Annotated in this window: 13 protein-coding genes; 7 read left to right on the top strand and 6 right to left on the bottom strand. The window is 61.0% G+C overall.

Annotated elements, in window-relative coordinates; all coding sequences use genetic code 11:
* Nucleotides 1-78: 78 nt before the first annotated feature.
* On the bottom strand, nt 79-3,087 hold the full coding sequence (locus PQU94_RS07730) for a TonB-dependent receptor (RefSeq protein ID WP_272740893.1): 3,009 nt from the start codon (nt 3,085-3,087) through the stop codon (nt 79-81).
* Between the two features lie 1,017 nt (nt 3,088-4,104).
* On the opposite strand from PQU94_RS07730, the gene PQU94_RS07725 reads away from it, so the two are divergent.
* From PQU94_RS07725 to PQU94_RS07700, 6 genes are all read left to right on the top strand, one after another.
* On the top strand, nt 4,105-4,365 hold the full coding sequence (locus tag PQU94_RS07725; protein WP_272740892.1) for an alpha-N-acetylglucosaminidase N-terminal domain-containing protein: 261 nt from the start codon (nt 4,105-4,107) through the stop codon (nt 4,363-4,365).
* Nucleotides 4,366-4,380: 15 nt separating this feature from the next.
* Entirely contained in the window at nt 4,381-6,396 is a 2,016-nt protein-coding gene (locus PQU94_RS07720) for an alpha-N-acetylglucosaminidase (RefSeq protein WP_272740891.1), read from the top strand.
* A complete protein-coding gene (locus tag PQU94_RS07715) occupies nt 6,393-7,511 on the top strand; it encodes an acyltransferase family protein (RefSeq protein ID WP_272740890.1) in 1,119 nt (372 codons plus the stop codon). The genes PQU94_RS07720 and PQU94_RS07715 overlap by 4 nt, the downstream gene beginning before the upstream one ends.
* A gap of 45 nt (nt 7,512-7,556) precedes the next feature.
* Nucleotides 7,557-8,468 (top strand): glucosamine kinase nucleotide-binding domain-containing protein, encoded by a 912-nt coding sequence (locus PQU94_RS07710; RefSeq protein ID WP_272740889.1) that lies wholly within the window; start codon nt 7,557-7,559, stop codon nt 8,466-8,468.
* Between the two features lie 144 nt (nt 8,469-8,612).
* Nucleotides 8,613-11,045, top strand: a complete 2,433-nt coding sequence (gene galA / locus PQU94_RS07705; protein ID WP_272740888.1) for a beta-galactosidase GalA — start codon at nt 8,613-8,615, stop codon at nt 11,043-11,045.
* Nucleotides 11,046-11,053: 8 nt separating this feature from the next.
* On the top strand, nt 11,054-11,971 hold the full coding sequence (locus PQU94_RS07700; protein ID WP_272740887.1) for a family 43 glycosylhydrolase: 918 nt from the start codon (nt 11,054-11,056) through the stop codon (nt 11,969-11,971).
* A 3-nt stretch (nt 11,972-11,974) separates the two neighbouring features.
* Here PQU94_RS07700 and PQU94_RS07695 read toward each other — a convergent pair whose 3' ends face one another.
* Entirely contained in the window at nt 11,975-13,555 is a 1,581-nt protein-coding gene (locus tag PQU94_RS07695; RefSeq protein ID WP_272740886.1) for an alpha-N-arabinofuranosidase, read from the bottom strand.
* A gap of 196 nt (nt 13,556-13,751) precedes the next feature.
* Between PQU94_RS07695 and PQU94_RS07690 the strand changes: the two genes are divergently transcribed.
* The gene (locus PQU94_RS07690) at nt 13,752-16,661 is read left to right on the top strand and encodes a TIM-barrel domain-containing protein (RefSeq protein ID WP_272740885.1); all 2,910 of its coding nucleotides are present in this window, start codon (nt 13,752-13,754) and stop codon (nt 16,659-16,661) included.
* A gap of 29 nt (nt 16,662-16,690) precedes the next feature.
* Here the strand turns inward: PQU94_RS07690 and PQU94_RS07685 are convergent, their stop codons facing one another.
* The 4 genes from PQU94_RS07685 to PQU94_RS07670 all read right to left on the bottom strand — a co-directional run.
* On the bottom strand, nt 16,691-18,334 hold the full coding sequence (locus tag PQU94_RS07685) for an alpha-L-fucosidase (RefSeq protein ID WP_272740884.1): 1,644 nt from the start codon (nt 18,332-18,334) through the stop codon (nt 16,691-16,693).
* Nucleotides 18,335-18,397: 63 nt separating this feature from the next.
* Nucleotides 18,398-19,150, bottom strand: coding sequence for a DUF6445 family protein (locus PQU94_RS07680; protein WP_272740883.1), 753 nt, complete (start codon nt 19,148-19,150; stop codon nt 18,398-18,400).
* A 32-nt stretch (nt 19,151-19,182) separates the two neighbouring features.
* Nucleotides 19,183-21,957 carry a glycosyl hydrolase 115 family protein gene (locus tag PQU94_RS07675; protein WP_272740882.1) on the bottom strand — a complete coding sequence of 925 codons (2,775 nt, stop codon included), beginning with the start codon at nt 21,955-21,957 and terminating at the stop codon, nt 19,183-19,185.
* Between the two features lie 14 nt (nt 21,958-21,971).
* A partial coding sequence (locus tag PQU94_RS07670; RefSeq protein WP_272740881.1) for a beta-galactosidase small subunit-related protein occupies nt 21,972-23,764 on the bottom strand: 1,793 nt, incomplete at its 5' end.

The following is a 23,764-nucleotide window of genomic DNA, read 5'->3' as shown; positions in this document are numbered from 1 at the left end:
CCAGAGCTATTTTTCAGGAGGGGGAGCGCTCTGGACACGGTAGAGGCGGGTTCCCGCGAACGGGAACCCGCAGGAGGCTTAGAAGGTCGCACGACCCGTGAGGGTGAAGGTACGACCGTCGTAATCGATCCAGCGCACGAAGCGGTGATCGTTTTCGAACTCGTAACGCTTCTCGTCGGTGATGTTATAGGCATCGAGCGAGATGGTGAAACGATCGGTCAGGTTATACGAGGCCGACAGGTCGAGCTGACCGCGTTCCTTCACCGAACGCGCGCCACCCGTATAGGTGCCGTTGGCGTTCAGAGGATAGTCGGTACGGTAGTTGTAAACCGCGCGGATACCGTATTTCGGGGTCTCGTAGTACAGGATGGCGTTCGCCGCGTGCTTCGAGATACCGGGGAAGGGCGCGATGGCCGGGCTCTTCGACTTGGTATAGGCGTAGTTGAAGTTACCGCCAAAGTTCTTCCAGAAGCCCGGCAGGAAGTCGAAGTTCTGCTGGATGTTGAACTCAAGCCCGTCCACGGTCGTGTCGCTGTCGAGGTTGTAGGCCCCTGAGGCTGAGATATACAGCTTGTTCGTGGCCGTGCTACGGCTAGTAGCGGTACACGTCTGGCCATCCCACGACAGCGGCCCATAACCCCAGTTCGACCCATCGGCCGGACACAGGATGGCCGGGTCCGAGGTGCCCACGATACGGCCGGTGATGACCTTCTTGAAGTAGGCCAGCGAGATCACGCCGTTCGGACGGTTATACCATTCCAGCGACAGATCGTAGGAGTCGGCGAGGTATGGACGCAGCTTGTTGTTACCAATTCGGATCGACGCCGTCGCCGAAGTCAGATTGCCAGCATTCTGGTTCGAGCTTACCGGCTCACCAATGCGAGTCACCGGCGAGAATTGACGGTCCTGCGGACGGACGTAGGTCTTGTAATAGGCGCCACGCAGGATCAGGTCATCCTTGATGTCGGCGGCGAAGATCGCCGACGGCAGCCAGTAATGATACTTGTTTTCCAGACGCTGCCACTTGAAGTCCGACAGGGAGCCGACGGCACCGGTGAAGTTGCGGTAGGTGTCGAGCGAGTCGATGGTGTTCTGCGTGCCTTCGTAACGCGTACCGAAGTTACCACGCAGACGGTGGCCCAGCACTTCCGTTTCGTACTTGAATTGGATGTAGGCCTGGGTCAGGTCGTTTTGGGTGCGGTAGTTGTTATCGGCAAAGGCGCCATCCTTGTACAGGATATTAAAGCCGCGCGTGGTCAGACCGCCACCCGAAGGGGTGTAGATGTCCACGGGGGTGACCGCCGCAATGAAGCGCTCGGCATCGATAACCTGCCAGTTCTTGCTGATCGAAGCATTGCCGTTCATGAAGTCGTTGACGAAGGACGGGGTATAGACCAGGTCCTGCGTGATATTCTGCAACTTGGCGCCATAAGCCATGTTACGGAAGCCGCGCGACTTGAACTCATTCTTTTCGAGGCGCAGCCCGCCCTTGATGCTGGTGATCGGACCGAACTTCACAAAGCGTTCCGCATCGATCTGTGCGGACGTCACCGTCTGCTCAGCGAAACTCTCCGAACCGGAGATGTTCAGGTAGTACTTGCCGTCAGCCGTGTTGTAACCTTCCGGGTCGTCGCTGCCGCCCCAGATCCAGCCCGTGTTGAAGATGCGGTTTTGCGGGGTCGGGTTGACCGTGTAGCTGAAGCCATCGAGGTCGCCGAAGCCGGTCGTCAGACGGCCGCTGATCCCGTTGCCGCCGGTGACCGGGTTGGTTTGCAGATCGAGCTCGGTTTCCAGAGACTGGTTGGCCCCTTTTGAACCGGCAACAATGGCCGAAACCTTCCAGTCTTCGTTCGACCAGTCGAGGTTGCCGATGAAGCCCTGCGACTCCTGCTTCTGCGAGTAGAGGCGCGTCGACGACTTGGCCGGGAAGTTAGCGTAGTCGGCCGTCTGATAGAGCCAGCGACCGTCAGAGGTCTGAACCGGCGTGCCCGACGGCGTGATGGTGCCCGCGCCATCCCAGACGGCGTTGATCAGGAAGTACTGGGTGGTCTTCGGCAGATCGCGCTGGGTGTAGTAACCGATCAGGCCGACCTTTGTGTTGTCGTTCGGCTTCCATTCAACGCCGCCCGAAGCGGTCCACAACTGACCGATATTCTCACGGGTATACTGACGGATGGCGTCCAGCGCATAGACGCCGGTATTGCCCTTCGAACCCGTTGTGGCGGTGTTGAAGTTTTCGTTAGGCAAAGCGCCGACCACGCTGTTCAGCGTGCGGCAGAAGGAGCCCGACTGCGGACAAGCTGTGGCCGAATAGTAATCGCCATAGGTGGCGGCAAACTGCGACTTCGACAGGCCCGTCAGGCCCGGCGTCAGACGGCTGTAGCCGTTAAAACGCAGCGTATCACGGCGGAAGTTTTCTTTCTTGTAGGCCACCGTACCAAAGACGGCCAGGGTGCTGCTCAGGTGCTTGTTATAGCCCAGGGTGAAGGCGGGAGCGGTCTTACCGCCCAGCTCGTTATATTCCATCGCCGCCTTGAACACGCCGCCGTCCGTGCGCGACAGGGCGCCGGCGATTTGCATGTCGATATTGCCGGAGAGGCCGCCCGACTGGGCATTGGCCATCGGCGACTTTTCGATGACGAAGGCCGAGAAGATGTCGGAGTTAAAAGCACCGAGCGGCGCGCCCTGATCATTGGCGAGCGACGGCGGCGCGGCAAAGGCCACCCCGTTCAGCGTCGTGCGGGCGTAGGAGCCTGGCATACCGCGCAGGTTGATGGTGGCGTTACGGCCTTCGGCTTCGCGGTTGATCTGGACGCCGGGGACGCGTTGCAGGGCTTCACCCACGTTCAGGTCGGGGAAGCGACCCAGACCATCCGAGGAGATACCATCGGTGATTTCGATATTGTTGCGCTTGGCACGAACGGCGTCGGCATAGCTCTTTTTCAGACCCGTAACCACGACCACTTCCGGCTCAGCCGCGTTCTTGGCCGCTTCCTGCGCTTGCGCGACAGCGGCACCGCAACCCATCAGCATGGTGGCGCCAAGAAGGATGGATTTCGTCCCCCTCGCGTATGACCGCAATTTCATCTCTAACTTCTCCTGGGATATCTGGCCTTACTCAATTGAGCGGCACAGGCTTGGTGCAATTCCGTGCCCCGCCTCTGTTCTGTGCTTGCCGTCAGGTAAAGGTCTGTCGATTACACCTTCAGGACCACCTGACCGCAACACAGAATTTAAAGTCGCGGCGAACTCAACTTAAGCATTTTTTGCTTTTTCTATCGTCTTATTGATAACGCTACCCGCACAACTTACTATGTGGTCCGCGTCCATCGCACTCGAATATGCGCCGAATAATTGGCCTGTCAATTTGTAATATGGCTGACACAAACGATTTTTGCGGGCCAATTTTGACGCAATTGCGAAACGATTTTTGGAGGTTTGTTTTTAATCGTTATATTTCAGCAATTTAAATTCGTTGCGAGCACGAACAAGAGGTCAACCAAATTCTAATCTCGTCGAACCACTGTCTCATATATGACACAAAGTGAGATAGCGCCGATATGAAAACCGGCCTCCAGCGCTTTGGTTTACCAATGCGGAAGCGGGAATCGGGCCGCCCGGACGGAAAATAGGTCAAACCAATATTGGCGCGCCAAAATGCGAAAAATCGAAAATCGAGGGCCAAACACGCGCTCGACGCCCTTATGTCCAAGAGGCCTGTTTACCCGCGGCAATAAGAGGCAACCGATTGACCGCTTAAAAAAGCCTATAAAATCTCTGGCCTAAAGGCTTTGCTACGCCCCATACACAGGGTATGCCCCCGATCACGCCGGACCGGGCCACGGGAAAAAAGCGACAGATGTTTGACATAAAAAAATTGACAGGCCAATTTTTTGACGCATAGAGTGAGTTACCAGAGCCTTCACAGGCAAAAAAGAATTATCGGGCCGGATCAAATATTAAATATAATATTTCTTCGGCTTAACAGTAAACCTGGCCAGACCATCCCGCCTCATTCCCAAAAGGAAGTGTGACTAAGGCCTGATGTGGCTGAGGCGTGAACCGACGATCTTCGCGCCTATCTTCCTCTGTTGAGACCTGACAATGCCCGCTCTTAGCCGCCGGACGTTTCTTTCGACCTCTATAGCGACGGCGACCACGCTTGGTCTCGCGCCCGCCCTTCACGCCGCAACCGCTCCGTCAGCCGCGCAAGCGGTGCTGAAGCGTTTTCTGGGCCGCGACGCCGCGCGCATCCGCCTCAGCCTCGATCCGTCAGGCGCACTGCCGTGGTACGCGACCACGACGACGGGGGGGCAGGTCACCATTCGCGGCAATTCGCCGGTCGCGCTGACGCACGGGGCCTAAGGCTATCTAAAGCGTGTGGGCGCGGCACAGACCAGTTGGGAAGGCGACCGCGTCGCCCTGCCTGCGCGCCTGCCGACGGCGAACACCGCCAAGGTCGAAAGCCCGTTCGCCCACCGCGTCTATATGAATACCTGTACCTTTGGGTACACGACGCCCTTCTGGGACTGGGCGCGCTGGGAGCGCGAACTGGACTGGATGGCGCTGCACGGCATCGACATGCCTCTGGCCATGGAAGGACAGGAATATGTCTGGCAGGCCCTGTGGCGCGAGCTGGGCCTCAGCGACACCGAACTGGGCGACTACTTCTCAGGCCCCGCCTTCACGCCCTGGCACCGCATGGGCAATATCGAAGGCTATCTGGCCCCCGTGCCTCAGGCGTGGATCGAGAAGAAGCACAAGCTACAGGTCCAGATTCTGGGCCGCATGAAAGAACTGGGCATGACGCCCATCCTGCCGGCCTTTGGCGGCTATGTCCCCAAGGCCTTTGCGCAAAAGCACCCGGAAGCGCGCATCTATCCCATGCGCCCGTGGGAAGGCTTCCATGAGACCTACTGGCTCGATCCGGCCGATCCGTTGTTTGCCAAAATCGCCGCGCGCTTCATTGCGCTCTATAGCGAAACCTATGGCGAAGGCCGCTACTATCTGGCCGACTCCTTCAATGAGATGCTGCCGCCGATCTCGCACGATGGTTCAGACGTCAAGGCCGCCAAGTATGGCGACTCTACCGCCAATACCAGGGAGACGGAAACCGTCGTCGATCCGGCGGTGAAGGCCGAGCGCCTCGCCGCCTATGGCAAGGCCATCTACGACTCCATCCGTCAGGCGCGGCCCGACGCCGTGTGGACCATGCAGGGCTGGCTGTTCGGCGCGGACAAGCATTTCTGGACGCCGGACGCCATCAGGGCCTTCCTGCGCGACGTGCCGCAGGACAGGCTGATGATCCTCGATATCGGCAATGACCGCTATCCCGGCGTCTGGCAATCGAGCAACGCCTTTCAGGGTAAGCCGTGGATCTACGGCTATGTGCACAATTACGGCGCGTCCAACCCCGTCTATGGCGACCTCGGCTTCTACCGCGATGACATCAAAAGCGTTCTGGCGCGTAAGGATACGGGCGATCTCAAAGGCTTCGGCCTCTTCCCGGAGGGCCTGCACAACAATTCCATCGTCTATGAATACGCCTATGATCTGGCCTGGGGTCAGACCGACCAGACGGTGAGCGAATGGCTCACCACCTATCTGAAAAGCCGCTATGGGCAGGTGACACCTGCGCTGTTGGCCGCATGGACCACCTATGTTGAGGCGGCGTTTTCGACGCGCTACTGGACGCCGCGCTGGTGGCGCAGCAAGGCCGGGGCCTATCTTCTGTGCAAGCGCCCAACGGCGGACATGGTGGAGTTTGAGGGCCATCCGGGCGATCGCGCCAAACTGCGCAGCGCCGTTGCGACCTTCCTGTCGCTGAAGGGCTTTGAGGGTTCGGCCCTTTATCGCCACGACGTGATCGACGCCGTGCGCCATCTGGTCTCCGAAGAGATCGACGACCGTCTGATCGCCGCCATGAAGGCCTATAAGGCGGGCGATGTGAAGACCGGCGACGCCCTGCGCGAAGAAATCCGCGCGCTGGTCACGCAGGTCGATACGCTGATGGGGGCCCAACCCGACACGCTGGCGAGTTGGATCGACGCGGCGCGCGCCTATGGCGATACGCCCGAAGACAAGGCCTATTATGTGCTGAACGCCAAGGCGCAGGTGACCGTCTGGGGCGGCAAGGGCAATCTCAACGACTATGCCTCAAAAGCGTGGCAGGGGCTCTATAAGGACTTCTACCTGCCGCGCTGGATGAAGCTTCTGGCCGCCCTGCGTGCCTCGGCGAACGGTGGCGCCCCCTTCGATCAGAAAGCCTTTACGCGCGATCTGATCGGCTGGGAGCAGGCGTGGGTCAGGGCCGATATCCCCTTCAAACGCCACATGCCGAAACAGCCGCTCAACGCGGCCCGCGCCCTTGTCGCGCAACTGGGGGCCAAGGCATGAGCGCCGCCCGTTATACCGCCCTCGATGTGTTTCGCGGCCTGACCATCTGCGTCATGATCGTGGTCAATACGTCGCCCGCCGGGGCCGAGCCGTTCGCGCAGCTTCAGCACGCCCAATGGTTCGGCTTTACCCTGACCGATCTGGTCTTCCCGTCATTTCTGTTCGCCATCGGCAATTCGATGGTTTTCGCCTTTCGCAAGCCTCTGCCACAGAAAGCGTTTTTGCTGAAGGTGCTGAAGCGCTCGGCCCTGATCTTCCTGCTCGGCTATCTGATGTACTGGTTCCCCTTCGTGCATCAGACGCCGGATGGCGCGTGGGCCTTCAATGATATCGGCCACACCCGCATTATGGGCGTGCTCCAGCGTATCGCGCTCTGTTACCTGTTTGCGTCGCTGGCGGCGCGCTATCTGTCGATAAAGGGCATTCTCATCCTCAGTGGCGTGCTGTTGCTGGGCTATTGGGGCCTGCTCTACGCCTTTACACCCGCCGCCGACGCGCTCACCATGACGGGCAATCTGGGGGCCAAAATCGACCAGTTCGTGCTGGGGCTCGATCACATGTATCGCGGGGGAGCCAGGGGTTATGATCCGGAAGGTCTGCTCTCAACCCTTCCCGCCATTGTCAATGTGCTGGCCGGCTATCTGTGCGGGCGTCTGATCCTCAAAACCGAAGACCGCCTCAGCACCGTCCTGATCCTCAGCGGTGTCGGGCTGGCCCTCGTCTCCGTCGCCCTCGTCTGGAGTTTCGGCTTCCCCTTCTCCAAGCGTTTGTGGACCTCATCCTTTGCGCTACTGACCATAGGGTTCGACTGCCTGATCCTGTCGGGGATCATTGCCTATGTCGATGTGGCCAAACGCCGCGAGGGTCTGGGCTTCTTTGAGACCTTCGGGCGCAATCCACTCGTTATCTATCTGTTTTCAGAGCTTTTGGTCACCGTCCTGCAAACCTTCAAAAACGCCGAAGGGCATGGCCTTTACGACCTGATCGGCCTCAACCTCTTCCGCACGCCGGTGACGGGATCGTGGGGCGCTTTGGCCTGTGCGGTCGCCTATATGCTGGTCTGCTGGGGATTGGGCTGGTGGATGGACCGCAAACACCTCATCATCAAACTCTGATCCGGGTAACCGGAGCGTCCTGTTTCTGTTATAAGCATGAATAATATGACCGATATCATTCCTCCCCTCTACTATATCGGCGTCGATGGCGGCGGCACGCGCTGCCGCGCGCGTCTGCGCAACCGGGCCGGTCAGGTGTTAGGCGAAGGCTATGGCGGCGCGGGCAATATCCGGCTGGGGCTGGGGCTTGTGTGGCGCAACATCATGGCCGCCGTCGATGAGGCCTTGTCACAGGCGCAACTCACCCATGCCGACCTGCCCGACATCCATATCGGGCTGGGGCTGGCCGGGGTCACCTCGGCCACCAGCGCGCAGGTAACCGTCGATGCCGGGCCGGATTTCGGCGCCATTTCGGTGGCCAGCGACGCGCACGCCGCCTGTCTGGGGGCTTTTTCCGGCAAGGACGGGGCCATTCAGATCTGCGGCACAGGCAGCGCGGGCTATATCCTCAGCGACGGTGTGGGTCAGGGCATTGGCGGCTGGGGGTTCGAAGTCGGTGATGACGGCTCGGCGGCGGGTCTGGGCCGGGCGGCGCTGCGGGCGGCGCTGCGCGGCTTTGACAAGATCGCCCCGGCGACCGACTTCACGCGCGAAATGATCGCCTCGTTTGGCGGGCAGCCCGCCGACGTGATCGCCTTTGTCACCACGGCGACGCCCAGCGATTACGGCGCGATGGCCCCCACCATCATGGGCTATGCCGAAAAGGGCGATCTGGTCGCCACGGCTCTGGTGCGCGCGGTGGCCGAAGATATCGGGCTTTATCTGCGTCGCCTGCACCATCTGGGGGCCAAACGCATCGCTCTGGTGGGCGGTCTGGGCGAGCCGATCCGCCCCTGGCTTTCGACGCGTGACGCAGCGCTGCTCAGCGAGCCGGAACAGGACGCCGTCGAAGGGGCGATCCTGCTGGCCAGAGGGGCCAGCAACGGTCTGGCCTCGCCCGGCAAGATCCTCGTCTGACCTGATTACCGTCCTCCCCGAAACGCCGGACAAAGCGTGTGCCGGCTTCGGCAACTGGGCGCATCCTCTGCAAATTCCGGACTTTTGAGAGGATGCGCCTCTTTTATGATTGCGTGACCGATGACACCCAACCGACGCACCGTAATGGCCAGCCTCCCCGTTATCGGCATGGCCAGCACTCTGGCGGCCCCGGTCGCCGCCGCCACCGCCCCGTCGTCAAACAGCCCGCGTCAGCGCCTGCGGCTCGATGACGGCTGGCGCTTTCATTTCGGTCATGCCGAAGACCTGGAGCGCGATTTTGGTTTTGGGGCCAATCAACGCACCCTCGCCAAACAGGGGCGCAGCGGGGCCAAGCCGGACGCGGCCGATTACGACGATTCGACCTGGCGTTCCGTCATCCTGCCGCACGACTGGGCGGTCGAACTGCCCTTCGTCAATAACGAAGACTATCGCCGCAACCCGGCGGACAAGGACGATGAGGACTACGCCGCCGCGCACGGCTATAAGCCTATCGGGCGCAAGTTTCCGGAAACCTCGGTCGGCTGGTATCGCCGCCTGATCACGCTGGATAAGGCCGATGCGGGCCGGTGCCTGTGGCTGGAGTTCGATGGCGTGTTCCGCGACGCCACCATCATCTTCAATGGCTATATCCTTGAGCGCCACGACAGCGGCTATACCTCCTTCCGCGTCGATATTAGCGACTTCATCAACACAGACGACACGCCCAATGTGCTGCTGGTGCGCGTTGATGCTTCTTACGGCGAAGGCTGGTTCTACGAAGGGGCCGGCATCTATCGTCATGTATGGCTGGTCAAGGCCGACCCCGTGCACGTGCCGCAATGGGGCGTGTTTGTGCGGCCGCAGACCGACGGCACGGTCGAAGCCACGGTCGATCTCGTTAACCGCAGCGAGGCGGCGCAGGTTGCCACGCTCGAGGTCACGGCCCTTGATAAGGACGGCACCGCGGTCGCCATGACGCGCCAGACGGTCGAGCTGAACGCGCAATCCACGACGCCCAGCGAGGTGCGCCTCACCCTGCTGCAGCCGCGCCTGTGGTCGATCGACAGCCCCTACCTCTACACGCTGCGGGTCGAGGTGACGACCGAGGCGACCCGCGATCTCTATACGCTGCGTTTCGGCCTGCGCGACCTGCGTTTTGATGCCAGGGAAGGCTTCTTCCTCAATGGCCAACCCGTCAAGATCAAGGGCACCAACAACCATCAGGACCATGCGGGGGTGGGTGCGGCCATTCCGGATGCGCTTCAGGTCTGGCGTCTGAAGCAACTCAAGAGTCTGGGGTCCAACGCCTATCGCACCTCGCACAATCCGCCGACGCCGGAACTGCTCGATGCCTGCGACGAACTGGGCCTGCTGGTCATTGATGAGGTGCGCCAGATGACCTCCAGCCGTCAGGGCCTGAGCGAGCTTGAAGCCCTGATCCGCCGCGACCGCAACCACCCCAGCGTCATCCTGTGGTCCATCGGCAATGAAGAACCGCAGCAGATGACGGCGCGCGGCCTTAAAGTCGCCAAAAGCATGGCGCGACGCATCCGTGAGCTTGACCCGACGCGCAAGGTCAATGCGGCCATGAACAAGGGCTTTGGCGACGGCATTACGACGGCGCTGGACGTCATCGGCTTCAACTATCACGAAGCTCAGATCGAGCCCTTCCGCGCCCGCTTCCCCGACATGCCGATCATCGGCACCGAAACGGCCAGCGCGGTGTCCACCCGCGGTGAATACAAGACCGACGCCAAACGGCAGGTCGTGGCCTCTTACGACACCGAACACCCCTATTGGGGGGCGACGGCGGAAAGCTGGTGGAGCCTCTATAATTCAAAGCCTTACCTGCTGGGCGGTTTCATCTGGACCGGGTTCGACTATCGCGGCGAACCGACGCCCTTCAACTGGTGGCCGTCGGTTGCCTCCAATTTCGGCGTCTTCGACAGTTGCGGCTTCCCCAAGGACATCTATCACTATTACCGCGCCTGGTGGCAGGACGAACCCGTGCTGCACCTTTTGCCGCACTGGAACTGGAGCGAAGGCGAGACGGTTTCAGTCTGGGCCTATTCCAACTGCGATGAGGTGGAACTCTTCCTCAATCGCAAGTCGCTGGGCCGCCAGACGATGCGGCGCGACTCGCATCTGGAATGGGCCGTGCCTTTTGCGCCCGGCAGCCTCACCGCCTATGGCTATAAGGGCGGCAAGGTGGTGATGAAGAGCGAGCGCAAGACCGCCGGTGCGCCCCATAGACTGACCCTCAGCGCCGACCGGACGCAACTGAGCGCCGACGGTCAGGACGTGGCCATGATCAGCGTCAGCGCCGTCGATAAGGCGGGCGTCACCGTGCCGCTGGCCGACGATCTGATCCAGTTCGCTTTGACCGGTCAGGGCCGCCTGATCGGCGTCGGCAACGGCAATCCCAACAGCCACGAGCCGGACAAGGCCGCCTATCGCCACCTCTTCAACGGCTACGCACAGGCCATTGTGCAGACGACCAAAACCGGCGGGCGCTTCACGTTTGAGGCCCGCGCCGAGGGCCTGAGCGCCGCCACCCTCACCTTTACTTCGCGATAGAGGACGTCATGACCTTTAAACTCAGTTCCGCCCTCCTGCTGCTCTCGGCGACGCAGGCCCTTGCCGGTGAACCGATCAGCACGCGCTTCAATGCCGACCCCTCGCCGCACGTCTTCAATGGCAAGGTCTATCTCTACGCCACGGACGATGCCTCCAATTCCGGCACCTACTGGGATTCGACAAGCTGGCGGCTCTATACGTCCAACGACCTGAAAACCTGGCGCGACGATGGGTCGTTTCTGAGCGTCACCGTGTTCAAATGGGCGCGCCCCGATGCCAAGGCCTGGGCCCCCGAAGCCGCCTATCGCAACGGCAAATACTACTTCTACGCCCCCGTGGGCGGCGATAAGATCGGCGTGGCCGTGGCCGATACGCCGGCCGGGCCGTTCAAGGATGCGCGCAGCGACGCCCTGATCGACAAGGCGCGCGACGCCAATGCCGGGGATGAGCCTATCGACCCTCAGGTGCTGATCGACAATGACGGTCAGGCCTATCTCACCTTTGGCACGCGTGTGCCCAAGATCGTGAAGCTCAATGCCGATATGACTTCGCTGGCCGGGCCGATCGAAAATCTGGTCATCGAGGGCTTTCCGGCCAATGATCCCAAGAAGAAATATGGTGAGGCCCCCTTCCTGCATAAGCATAAGGGTCTCTATTATTTCAGCTTTTCGACCGGCTGGCCGGGGCAGATCGTCTATGCCACCTCAAAAACGCCGATGGGCCCCTATACCTATCGTGGCGTGATCTTCGACTATCTGAAAATCTCGACCAACCATCAGGCGATCATTACCTTCAAGGGCAAGCCGTGGTTCTTCTATCACGACAACCTGCTGCCCGGCGGCGGCGATCACAAGCGCTCCATCGCCATCGAACCGCTGCGCTACAATCGCGACGGCACGATCCGTGAGGTCAAGGTAAAGCCCTGAAGGCTATTTCAGGGTCAGCACGATCAGCGATTTGGCCGGCTGCGTCAGCACCAGATACCCGTCTTCGAGCCGCGCCCCGTCAAAGGGGTGCGGCTTTACGGTGTCTGCGCGTCCGAAATCATTGTGGGCGTCCATCGCTTCCGCCGTCAGTATCTGTGCACTGAGCGTCTGAACCCGCAGGTCGCGCAGGTCGAGGCGCATCTCCACGGCCTCCTGTGGCGACAGATTGCTTAGCGCCACCAGATAGTCGCCGTTGGTCGCGCGCGCCGCCGCCCCGCTGAGCGACGGCATCCAGGTGGTACCGACCTTGATTTCCGGGGCCGCCAGCCGCAGCGGCAAGACGGTCGCCTCCTGAAACGGCATGTACATCTGATAGGCGTAGTAGGTCGGCGTCAGCACCATCTGAGGCCCGCGCGTCAGGATGAGGGATTGCAGGACATTGACCGTCTGGGCGATATTGGCCATGCGCACGCGGTCGGCGTGACGGATGAAGATGTCGAAATTCACCGCCGCCACCAGAGCGTCACGCAGGCTGTTCTGCTGATAGAGGTGACCGGGATCGGTGCCCGGCTCGACCGTGTACCAGGTGCCCCATTCGTCGATAAACAGTGCCACCCGCTTTTGCGGATCATGGGTGTCCATCACGCGGGAATGGGCGGTAATGTAGTCCTCCATCTTCAGGGTCTGCACGAAGGTATCGGCCCAGTCCTGTGCATCGAAGCCCGTGGCGGGTTTGGTCACATCGACATTGCCGGTGGGCGAGGTGTAATAATGGAGCGACAGCGCGTCCATATTCTCCAGCGCCTCACCCATCACGGCGTCGGTCCATTCGGTCAGACCGTTCTTGGCCCCCACGGCGACACGGGTTGCCGCCTGACCGGGCTGCGGATGGTAGAAGGCGGTAAAGCGCATGAAGTCGCGCCCGTACTGCTGCGGCGTCATCTTGCCGCCACAGCCCCAGTATTCGTTGCCTATGCCGATGAACTTGACCGGCCACGGCTTGTCACGGCCATTGCGCCGACGCTCCTGCGCCAGCGCATCCTCACCGTCCGAGGTCATATATTCGATCCAGTGGCGCATTTCGGTTGGGGTGGAGGCGCCGACATTCATCGACACATAGGCGTCGGCCCCGATCTGTTCCACAAAGTCGAAATATTCATGCGTGCCGAAGGCATTGGTTTCCGGCGATCCGGCCCACCAGTTGTTTTTGCGCGCCGGGCGTTTGGCCCGTGGGCCGATGCCGTCGCGCCAGTTATATTCATCGGCAAAACAGCCGCCGGGCCAGCGCACGACCGGCACATGGATGGCCTTCAGCGCGCCCACCACGTCGCTGCGGATGCCGCGCACATTGGGGACGCGGCTGTCGGGTCCGACCCAGATGCCCTCATAGATGCCGCGTCCCAGATGCTCGGAAAACTGACCGAAGAGGTAGCGGCTGATCACCGGACCCGACGGTTCGGGCATCAGCACACCGGAGGCGCGCAGCGGCTCGGCCAGCACGGCCCCGGCCATAAGGCACCCGCTTAAAACTATGCCCGCCAGATAGCGCCAGGGGTTTACGCTTATGCTCAAACGATGTCTCATACCTCTGCCCCCGGAAGCGCCATAAGGTTTTAATTTGGCCAACCAATTTCGTAGCCTTGACGAAAGTGGTGTGTCAATTCAATTTACAGACGCCAATTGCGGCTCACGAAACCGTATTGGGTCCAAATCAAACCTTGAGCACCGAACAAAACTAACGATAATATACTCAGACCAATAAACAGATCGGGAGGTGAGTATGCGTCTTTCACGTCGGGCCTTTGCGGCCTTAACGGGCTCTTCTCTCGCGGCGGCGGCCCATGCCGCCCACGCCAAGGGTCAGAGCGCGCTTGACGCCAACGGGCACGTGATCCGCCTCCCGGCGCCCGATACACCGGGCTTTCAGTATCAGCGGCTGAGCGAAGGCGTGCAGTTCCATCTGAACGGCGTCACGAAGACGGTCCTGTTCTATGGTCCCGCCACGGTACGGGTGAACGCGCATCTCGGCAAAAACCACTGGGCGAACAAAAGTATCGTTATCCTGGGTCGCCCCAAATCCGTGGCCTTTCAGATCGAGGATAACAAGACCACGCTGCGGATCAAAAGCGCGGCCCTGAACATCGAGATCGACAAGGTGTCGGGCGCGCTGAGCTTCCTGTCGGCCGATGGCCGCCTCTATACGCGCGAACGCGCCACGTCACCGCAGGCCATTCGCCCGGTCACCTTGCAAAACGCCCCCAGTTATGAGGTCGAAAACAGCTTCACCCTGAAACCCGGCGAAGGCATTTACGGCTTCGGCTATGTCAACGAAGCGACGCTGAACCGCCGCGGTCAGAACCTGCTTCTGGTGCAGACCAATACCGGCATCATCATCCCCGTCATGGTGTCGTCCGAGGGCTACGGCATCCTGTGGGACACCTATTCCAAGATGCGCTTTTCTGACGGCGCGGACGGCGCGACCCTGTGGGCCGAAAGCGCGCCGGGCGGCGTCGATTACTACTTCATGGGCGGCGGCAGCGCCGATAAGGTCATCGCCGCCTATCGCACCCTGACCGGGGCCGCGCCCATGTATCCGAAACAGGCCTTCGGTCTGTTCATGAGCAAGGAGCGCTACAAGACGCAGCAGCGTCTGGTCGAGGTGGCCGAGACCTTCCGCAAGGAGGGCTTCCCGCTCGATTATATCGTGCAGGACTGGCAATACTGGGGCTCAGACAAGGACGGTAGCTGGAGCGGTATGATCTGGGACAAGGAACGCTTCCCCGATCCCGATGGCATGATCCGCAAAATCCATGATCTGCATCTGAAGATGATGATCTCTATCTGGCCATCCATCGGCAACGATACGGCGTTGGCGAAAGAACTCGACAGCTACGGCCTGCGCTTTAAGCCGCTGCACTGGATCTCCAAAAAGGCGCGCATCTACGACGCCTTCAGCGCCAAGGGCCGGCAGATCTATTTCAAGCACATCAAGCACGGGTTGCTGGACAAGGGCGTCGATGCCCTGTGGATGGACGGCACCGAGGTCGAGGTGGGTACAGCCTGCTGGGACGCGGGCGAAGTAGAGGCCGATATCAAGGGCCTTGGCGTCAATGCCATGGGCGATTTCACGCGCTACCTCAACCCCTACACCCTGATGACGACGCAGGGCACCTATGACGGGCAGCGCGCCACCGGCAATAAGCGCGTCCTGACCCTGACGCGCTCGGCCTGGGCCGGAGCGCAGCGCACAGCCGCCACCTCTTGGTCGGGCGATATCTTCGCCAGTTGGAAGACCTTTGCCGAACAGATTTCCGGCGGTCTCAACGTCACCATTACTGGCAATCCCTACTGGACGCAGGATACGGGCGGCTTCTTCGTGACCACCTTCCCCGGCGGTGAAAACAACCCCGCCTACAGAGAGTTGTTTGCCCGCTGGTTCCAGTTTGCGGTCTTCAACCCCCTGATGCGCGTGCACGGCACCAGTATCGAGCGCGAGCCCTATATTTTCAAAACGCTGGACCCCACGGTCTATGCCGCACTTCTGGAGGCGGTGCATCTGCGCTATCGCCTGCTGCCCTATATCTACAGCCTGAGCTGGCAGGTAACATCCTCACACTATACGCTGATGCGGGCCCTGCCGATGGACTTTCCGCACGACCCGAAGGTGTACGACATCAACGACACCTTCATGTTCGGCCCGGCCTGCCTGGTGCAGCCGGTGACGCGCGCCATGTATAATCTTCAGGACCCGCCGGCGACCACGATTCCGGCTGAGGCGCTGCGCACACCCGACGGCCGGCCCGGGCTGGCGGGCCAGTATTTTGAAGGCGAAAATTTCGAGACGCCGAAGGGCAAGGTCATCGACGCGAAACTCGATCACACCTGGCCGGGGCCGCCTCTGGCCGAAGCGCCGGGGGGCTTGAGCAGCCTCAACAACTTCTCCGCCCGCTGGGAAGGTCAGGTGATTGCCCCGGAAGACGGCGCGTTTGAGCTTGGGCTCGAAGGTGATGACGGCTTCCGCCTGTTTATCGACGGCAAGCTTGTGGTCGAAGACTGGTCTAACGGCGCACCGCGCTATAAGGGCACCCCGCTTACCCTGAAGCGCGGGCAGGCTGTGGCGGTGAAGATCGAATATTATCAGGCGACGTCCGGGCGGTCTTTGCGTCTGGCGTGGCGCACGCCGGCCGATCTGCGCGCCCTGGCCGAAAGCCGCAAGGTGCGGGACCTCACTACACAGACCTATCTGCCGGCGGGCAACGGCTGGTACCACTTCTGGAGCGGAGAAAGGCTCGCGGGCGGTCAGAGCGTGACGCGCGAAACCCCGCTCAATGTGTTTCCGTTCTTTATCCGCGAAGGCTCGATCCTGCCGCTGGGGCCGGTTGTGCAGTACGCCACCGAGCAACCGGACGCGCCCTATGAGGTCCGCATCTATGCCGGGGCGGACGCCAGCTTTACGCTCTATGAAGACGACAACGAAACCTATGACTACGAAAAAGGCGCGTACAGCACCTATACGCTGACCTGGTCGCAGGCGACGCAGAGCCTCAGCATCGGGGCCCGCAAAGGCCGCTTCCCCGGCATGGTGCAAAAACGCGCGCTGCGTCTTGTGCTGATCGACGGGCAAAACCCGCCACGGACCCGCAACCACCTCTATGACGGACAAAAGGCCGTTTTCAGCTTCAAAGGTTAAACGAAAGGGGGCGTTTGCCCCCTTTCTTATCAGACCACGCCGTAGATTTTTAGGGCCACACCAAACTCATGGCTGGCCGCTGGCGGAATGTCGATGACCAGACCGTCGGCGCTCTGACGGAAGGTCAGCGGATCGCGGCTGCCCACCACCTCCACCCGCTTGACGCGCTTCTGATCCCGGCCTTGCAGGGAGCGGATAGTGACCGTCTGTGCCGGCCGGCCCAGCGTGATCGCATAGAACGCCTTGTCCTTCGTGGTAAAGCGCAGGTCTTCGGCGGTAAAGGGCTTCTGGGCGCTTTCGCCGAACATGCCGACGCCCACCTGAGTGGGGCCTTCGCCAAAGACCCGCCACGGGCGTGTACCGTAAATGGCTTCGGAGAAGCGTGCCATCCAGGATCCGATGCCTTCGACGATCTTGCGTTCTTCGGAATCGATCGTGCCGTCCGGGCGCACCGGCACGCTGAGCAGCAGATTGCCGTTCTTGGAGACGATATCGCACAGGCGATGGACCACGTCGGCCGCAGGCAGGTAGCGCTTTTCGTCATACAGGCGGCGGTTATAGTGCCATTGGCCAATGCAGGTGCAGGTCTGCCACGGCCGCGCGTCGATGGCCGATTTCGAGCCGCGCTCGACATCGGCGACGATACCGCCATTGAAGGGGCCGTGCGGCTTCATATTGACCACGCCCTCAACCTTGCCCCCATGCCATTTGGCCGAGGCATTGTAGAAGTGGGCGGTGACATCGAGCCCCACCTGTCCCAGAGGCAGATCGAAATTGTCGAAATAGACGATATCGGGGCGATAGCTGTCGATCAGATCCTTACAGCGAAGATACCATTGGCGCGTAAAGGCCGGATTGTTCAGCGGCGGCTTTTCGTCCCACACCCGGTCGTTTAGTTCGTGCCAGGCATTGGCGGAGGTTATGTTATCGAAGCCATCGGGCAGGGCCATGACCGGATCACCGTAGAGCATACGGGGATCGAGCCCTTCCCACCACTTGCCCTTGCCATCGAGCGCGTTCAGCTTGTAGGCGTCATAGCGTTCGCCCTGACGCGGGCCTTCGGCATCATAGCCATAGGCCGTCTGGAACCAGTGCCAGGCGTGGGCGGAGTGGTTGGAGACGCCAAAGCGCAGACCCCGCTTACGCGCCGCCTTTTCCCAGATGCCGACAATGTCCTTGCGTGGGCCGATACGCGTCGAGTTCCAGTCATGGAAGCGCGAGGCATACATGTCAAAATTGTCGTGGTGGTTGGCCATCGACATGAAGTATTTGGCCCCGGCGCTGACATAGAGATCAAGCAGCTCATCCGGGTTCCAGCTTTCGGCCTTCCAGCGCGGCAGCAGGTCCATAAAGCCCGTATCCGCCGGGTGGCCATAGGTCTTGACGAAATGCTTATAGGACCCGCTGCCCTGCAAATACATTTCGCGCGCGTACCAGTCGCCCGCTTCCGGTACACATTGCGGGCCCCAGTGCGCCCAGATGCCGAACTTGGCGTCGCGGAACCAGTCGGGCACCTGATACTGGCTCTGAAGCGAGGCCCATTCCGGCTTGAACGGCCCGTCGGCTATCTTGTCAAAGCCCGGTTCGACCAGCTCAGCCGCCCTGGCGGGCAAGGCCGAAGCCAGAGCCAGACCCGCCGTTCCCCGGACCCATTCGCGTTTGGTGACTTTCATCTGGCCTGCCTCATATTTTATCAGAGAAATGGAAGATTGTATCCAAACCCTAATTTGTACGACTTATTTTGGCAAGTCCTTTACATGGTCGCCAGGTGGGTGCGCGGGGGTCGCAGCTTCCATGAACGCGGTCAGGGTTAAGCGCCCGGCGGCCGGATCTTCACTGTGGATTTTTGTCGGAACTATAATTCCGGAATGGAGGGCACGCGACCTGTAGAGAACCAGGCGGTTAAAGCGGGCCTCAACCTCCTGCACGACGTCGAAAAGGGGGTGGGCAGCGTCCGGATAACCGCTAATCGCAGGGGTCATCCGCAACTCATCGGCCAGTCGCCTGTTATAGCTTTCTGCGCGGTCAGTCGAGATTCGCTCGAAGCCGGTCGAACGATGGCGGTAGAACCGTGTCCCTCCCCATGATGAGTCACACAGATAGACGACCACAGCCAGATTTTTGTCTGGTGTCGAATCGTAATGCGGCAAAGCCTGCGCCAGCATCAGCTTTTCAGGCGGATAGGAGACCATCGCAAAGGACGTCGTCATGGACATCTCATCATCGTCCGAAACGCCAAACACATGTTGGGCCAGGGGCTGTAACGCGTAAAAGAGAGCGACATTCAGGGCTTGGGGAACCGCTGCGCGCACACCCGGGTATGCCACGCCACCGGGCCCAAAGCGCGCTTCGGTCGTCGCGTATTGGACAAGACGTTCCGGATGCAAAAACGCCTCGTCAATAACAATCAGCGGCTCCTTTTCTGACCCCATTAGCGTGGCCTTTGGGCGGGCAGCGAAGTTCAGGTCATAGTCGGTTTCGTTGATCATGCCACATCCTCATGGGCTTATACCCTTTTGCCTCAATGCGATGCGGGTTCCACCACCCCGTAATATTTGTCCGCTCCATCAAGTCGCACCTCGGCATAGTCGAGCACCACGCCGGGATCGAGCGGCCAGAGCTTCAGGCTGTGCACCCCGGCCTCCAGCTTTTTGAAGCCTTGCGTCTGGATGGCCTTGTTGGTCAGGACATTGCCGCGCCAGACATCGCTGCGGCCCACGGTCGCGAAATCCATCAACTGCACCGGGCCGTCATCCAGTTGCACCGCGACCTTAAGGCCCGTCGCCGGGTTCAGCGCATGGACCGGCAGGGCCACGACGCTTAAGGTGCCGCCAACGGCGCTATAGGTGGTGAAGCTATAGGTCAGGGGCGTGCCCGCAGGTGTCGTGCGCGTGGGCAGGGTCAGGCGTGAGCGCAGGCTGTTGCCGGAATGGCCAAGACCCTCCAGCCGCTCCCAGTCGTCACCGCTCTGTGTGGCCAGCGGAATGATCACACGGCGGTCGTTTTCGATAAACGGCGTCTGGGGCGGCGCCGGCAGCCGCTTGGTATAGACGCGCACCGTCTTGCCGCCACAGGCGATGTCGATGGGGCCGGTGGACGCCCCGCCGTCATAGGAGACGGTCAGGCGTTGCTCAAAACCGTTGTCGGTGGCCAGACGCCCGCTCGTACCGGAAACCTTCAGGCTGTCTCCCGTGACCTTCAGCGACCAGTCGCGCGCCTCGGTATCGCGGCTAAACAGCTCGATGACCCGGCTGCGCGGCTGACCCGTGACAAAGGTAAGCGCGTTTTCGTCGTTCCACCAGCCGCCGGAGACCGCCGCGGCACAGCCCTTTTCCGGCGACACCGACCATTGCGGCCAGGTGGGTTCCAGAAACACCGGCAGTTTGCGCGGGGCCATGTCCATCATGTGGTTCCACTTGCCGTTTTCCAGCCCATTATAGGCAGCCGTATCGGCGACCAGGGCCTGATGCGCCGCCTTGGCTTTCGCCACATAGGCGTTGGCGCTGGCGCGGCCCTGACGGGCATAGAGATTAGCCAGATCAAGGTTCAGTTTGCGGCTGTTGAGATTGGCCGCACCGCGCACCGGATAGAGGATCATCTCGAAGAAGGCCGACTGACGGTCGGCGGGTAGGGTCTTTTCCACCGCCTCGGCGCGGGCCACCAGATCGGCATAGGCCTTCAGACGCGCCTGCGCCTTTTCGCCATCGGGCTTGACGAAATCGCTCTCCGTCACCGGCGTCACCGGTTCGGTTTCGGAAAAGCCCATATATTCGGGCTTCCGTTCAAAGGCGAGGTCATAATAGCCCATCATCAGATCGGCAATCTCTGAGGCCTTGTCGGCCCCAAACTGCTCGGCCGCCCATTTCGTCAGGTGCTCACGCGGGGCTTCGGCAAAGCCGTCCGCATCGAAGGCCAGATCGAGGAAATATTGCGTCAGATACTCAATCGGCTTGATGTCGCCGACATTGACGATCCAGAGGCGCCGGGCGTCCAGCGCATAGGCCTTCTGCATTTCGGCATGGATCAGCGCCGGGTGCGTCGTCCCCAGCCACAGATAGTCGTGCGGACGCCCCCAGTAGGACAGGTGGTAATAGACGCCGGAGCCGCCGGACCGCTTGCGCTCTTCCGGATTGCTGAGACGGCGCACATAGCCGTAATTGTCGTCCGCCCACATCAGGGTCACGTCGTCGGGCAGTTTCAGCCCGGCATCGTAGGCTTCCTGAAGCTCATGATAGAGCACATAGGCCTGCGGCACCGTCTCCGGCGCTTTGCCGAAGGTCGAGCGGATCAGGTCGCGTTGCAGGCTGATCACCGACTGCAGCACGTCCTTGCGCGCCTCAAGGGTGTCGGCGCCCTGCATGGGGCCATCGTGCAGGCCGCGCAGACCCACCGTATAGATGTTTTCGTCGCGGGCCGTCTCCTTCAGGCGCGTTCGCCAGTAGTCGAGGATCTTGTCGCGGTTGACCTTGAAATTGAAGGGACCGTTGCGCGCCTCATCCCATTCGCGCAGATTGTTGCGCGCCATCGGCTCGGCGTGCGAGGTCCCCATGACAATCGCGTAGGCGTCGGCCAGCTTGGGATTGGCCTTATTGCCGTAGAACTGCACGGTATTGATGTGCATGGCCGGCCACAGCGTATTGGCCTTCAGACGCCACATCAGCTCAAAGACGCGTTTATAGGTTTTAGGCCCGATATTGCCGACTTCGGGCTCCAGAGTCTTGCCCGCCCACGGCTCAAGCCCCCAGTCCTCGTCATTCAGAAAGATGCCGCGATACTGCACCGACGGGGCCTTCGACAGACGCGGCGCGCCGTCGATGACGAGGCGGCTGACGCGACGCGGCTTGACATCCGCCCACCATTCCCAGGGCGATACGCCCAGCTCACGCGACAGGTCGGTGACGCCATAGACGGTGCCGCGCCGGTCGGAGCCATAGATGAGTACGTAGGTCTTGCCCTTATGCGCGAAGGCGACGCGGCCATAGCGTTCCCACTGGCCTTTCAGCGCGAGCGGATCAACCCCCGCCGCCTTGGCCAGTTGCGTGACAGCCGGCGCATCAAAACGGCCGATGACGACGCAGACCTGCGCACAGTCAGACAGGCGTTTCGATACCTTCGCCGTCTGACCCGTCAGGGCCTTCAGATCATCCGACAGCATCTGCGCCGCCAGCGACGTGGTCTCGGTCTTGTCGTGCACAATGCTGAGGGGCTGCGTGCCGTCAAACAGGGTGGTCTCCGCCGCCGAGGCCGCGCCCGAACAGGCCAGTAGTAGGGTCGAAAAAAGCCAAACTCGTGACATGGGATTTCCTCTGATTAATTCGTCTTTTCAGTGGCTGTCAGGCGGAAGCGATAGCTGATCGGCTGCAAGGGGATGCGGTATTTGACCAGCGGGCGTCCAATACTGTTCCAGCCAGTATCGCCGCCTACGCCGGCCTGAGCGATATCGACCAACAGCGACCCGTCACCACGCGGCGCAATATCTGAGGACTTCCATGTGCCTTGCGGGCGCATATAGAGGTCCTCATAGGGAAATGGCAGGGCATTGACCGACAGAGGCTGCGCCCCGCTGACGCGGACACCAAAGCCTGCGGCATCAGCCAGGCTCAGCCAGCGCACATCCGTCTTGTTGCCCGACTCTTGGGGGCGAGCATAATCGTGATACTGCGCCCGCACGGACCCGCTATAAAGCCCCAGCTGCGCGCCCGTCTTGCGATCGGCATAGGTTTCCCACGGTCCGCGCCCGTACCAGTTCAACTCGTCCAGCGCTGCATCGAAATCGAAGCGCAGACCGACGCGCAGCGGATCGGGCAGATCGTCTTTTAAAGGCACAAAGTCAGCGGTGACATCGACCTGACCGTCGGCGGCCATCTGATAGGTGATGTCAAAGCGCCCGCCGCCTTCGCCCAGCGCATAGCGCACCTTGATGCGGTCAACGGCGCTGTCGATATCCAGTAGACGCCTTGTGGTGGAATAGTGTTTCCAGTCGGCGTGGCTTTTGGCGAGGCCGATGCCCACATCATTATCGGTCAGGCCGCGCCAGAAATTGGGCGTCCCGCCGCTGAGAAGGCGGCGGCCGCCCTGCTCATAACGCATCTGGCCGGTGCGCAAATCGACCGTCAACTGCCGGGCAGCGGCTCTGAGCGACAAAACCTCATTTGTGCGCAACAATTGCACGCCGCCTGCCGTCAGCGACGGCAATGGCTTGGCCGGGCGTAGGATGAACTGACCAAACGCCAGTTCAGTGCCACCGGGCACGCCCTTGATTGCGCCCTCATGCGCCACCGCGCGCAGGGTCAGGATCGCTTCTCCGTTAGCCGGCAAATCGGGCAGGTTCAGCGCCAGAGGCTTCGTCTCGCCCGCCTTAACCACAGGCGTTGCCAGCGGCCCATCGGCCAGACGGTGACCGTCTATCGTCACCTCCCAGCGCAGCGCATAACCGGACAGGTCGCTGACGTCTTGGCGGTTGTGCACAGACACGTTACCCGCAGGGTCCTGACTGAACGTCAGCGGCGCCTGTACGTGTCGCAACTCATAGTATTCAGGATCCGGCGTGCGGTCGGCCTGCACGATACCGTCACCCACGACGCTGTTGTCACCGCGTTTGGGGTTGAGGTCGAAACCAGACGCCCAGTAGGTGCGCCCCGCGGAATCTTTGGCGTAGACATACTGATCGACCCAGTCCCAGACGAAGCCTCCCTGAAGCTTTTTGTGCGCGCGGATCGTCTCCCAGTAGTCAGCGAAATTACCCAGGCTGTTGCCCATGGCGTGGGCGTACTCCGTCTGGATCATCGGCTGGGTGAATTGCGGGTTCTCGGCATAGTCGCGCATCCGATCGATATCATCGTACATGGGCGCGTAGATATCGACATAGGCGTTCGGCCTGTGGTCTTCGGTCAGGGCGCTGTAGCCCAGGAAGGAAATGAGGCGCGTCGGATCATTCTGGCGCACCCATTTTGCCGCGGCCTCGAAATTGGGCCCAACCCCCGTCTCATTGCCCAGTGACCAGAAGATGATAGAGGGGTGGTTTTTGTCGCGCTCGACCATGCGGCTGACCCGGTCGAGATGCGCGGCGGCCCAGTGCGGCTTATAGCCCAATTGCACGCTGA

Origin of the sequence: Asticcacaulis currens (genome assembly GCF_028550395.1) — a bacterium.
Lineage (GTDB): Bacteria > Pseudomonadota > Alphaproteobacteria > Caulobacterales > Caulobacteraceae > Asticcacaulis > Asticcacaulis currens.
This window is presented reverse-complemented; position numbering and strand designations above follow the sequence as displayed.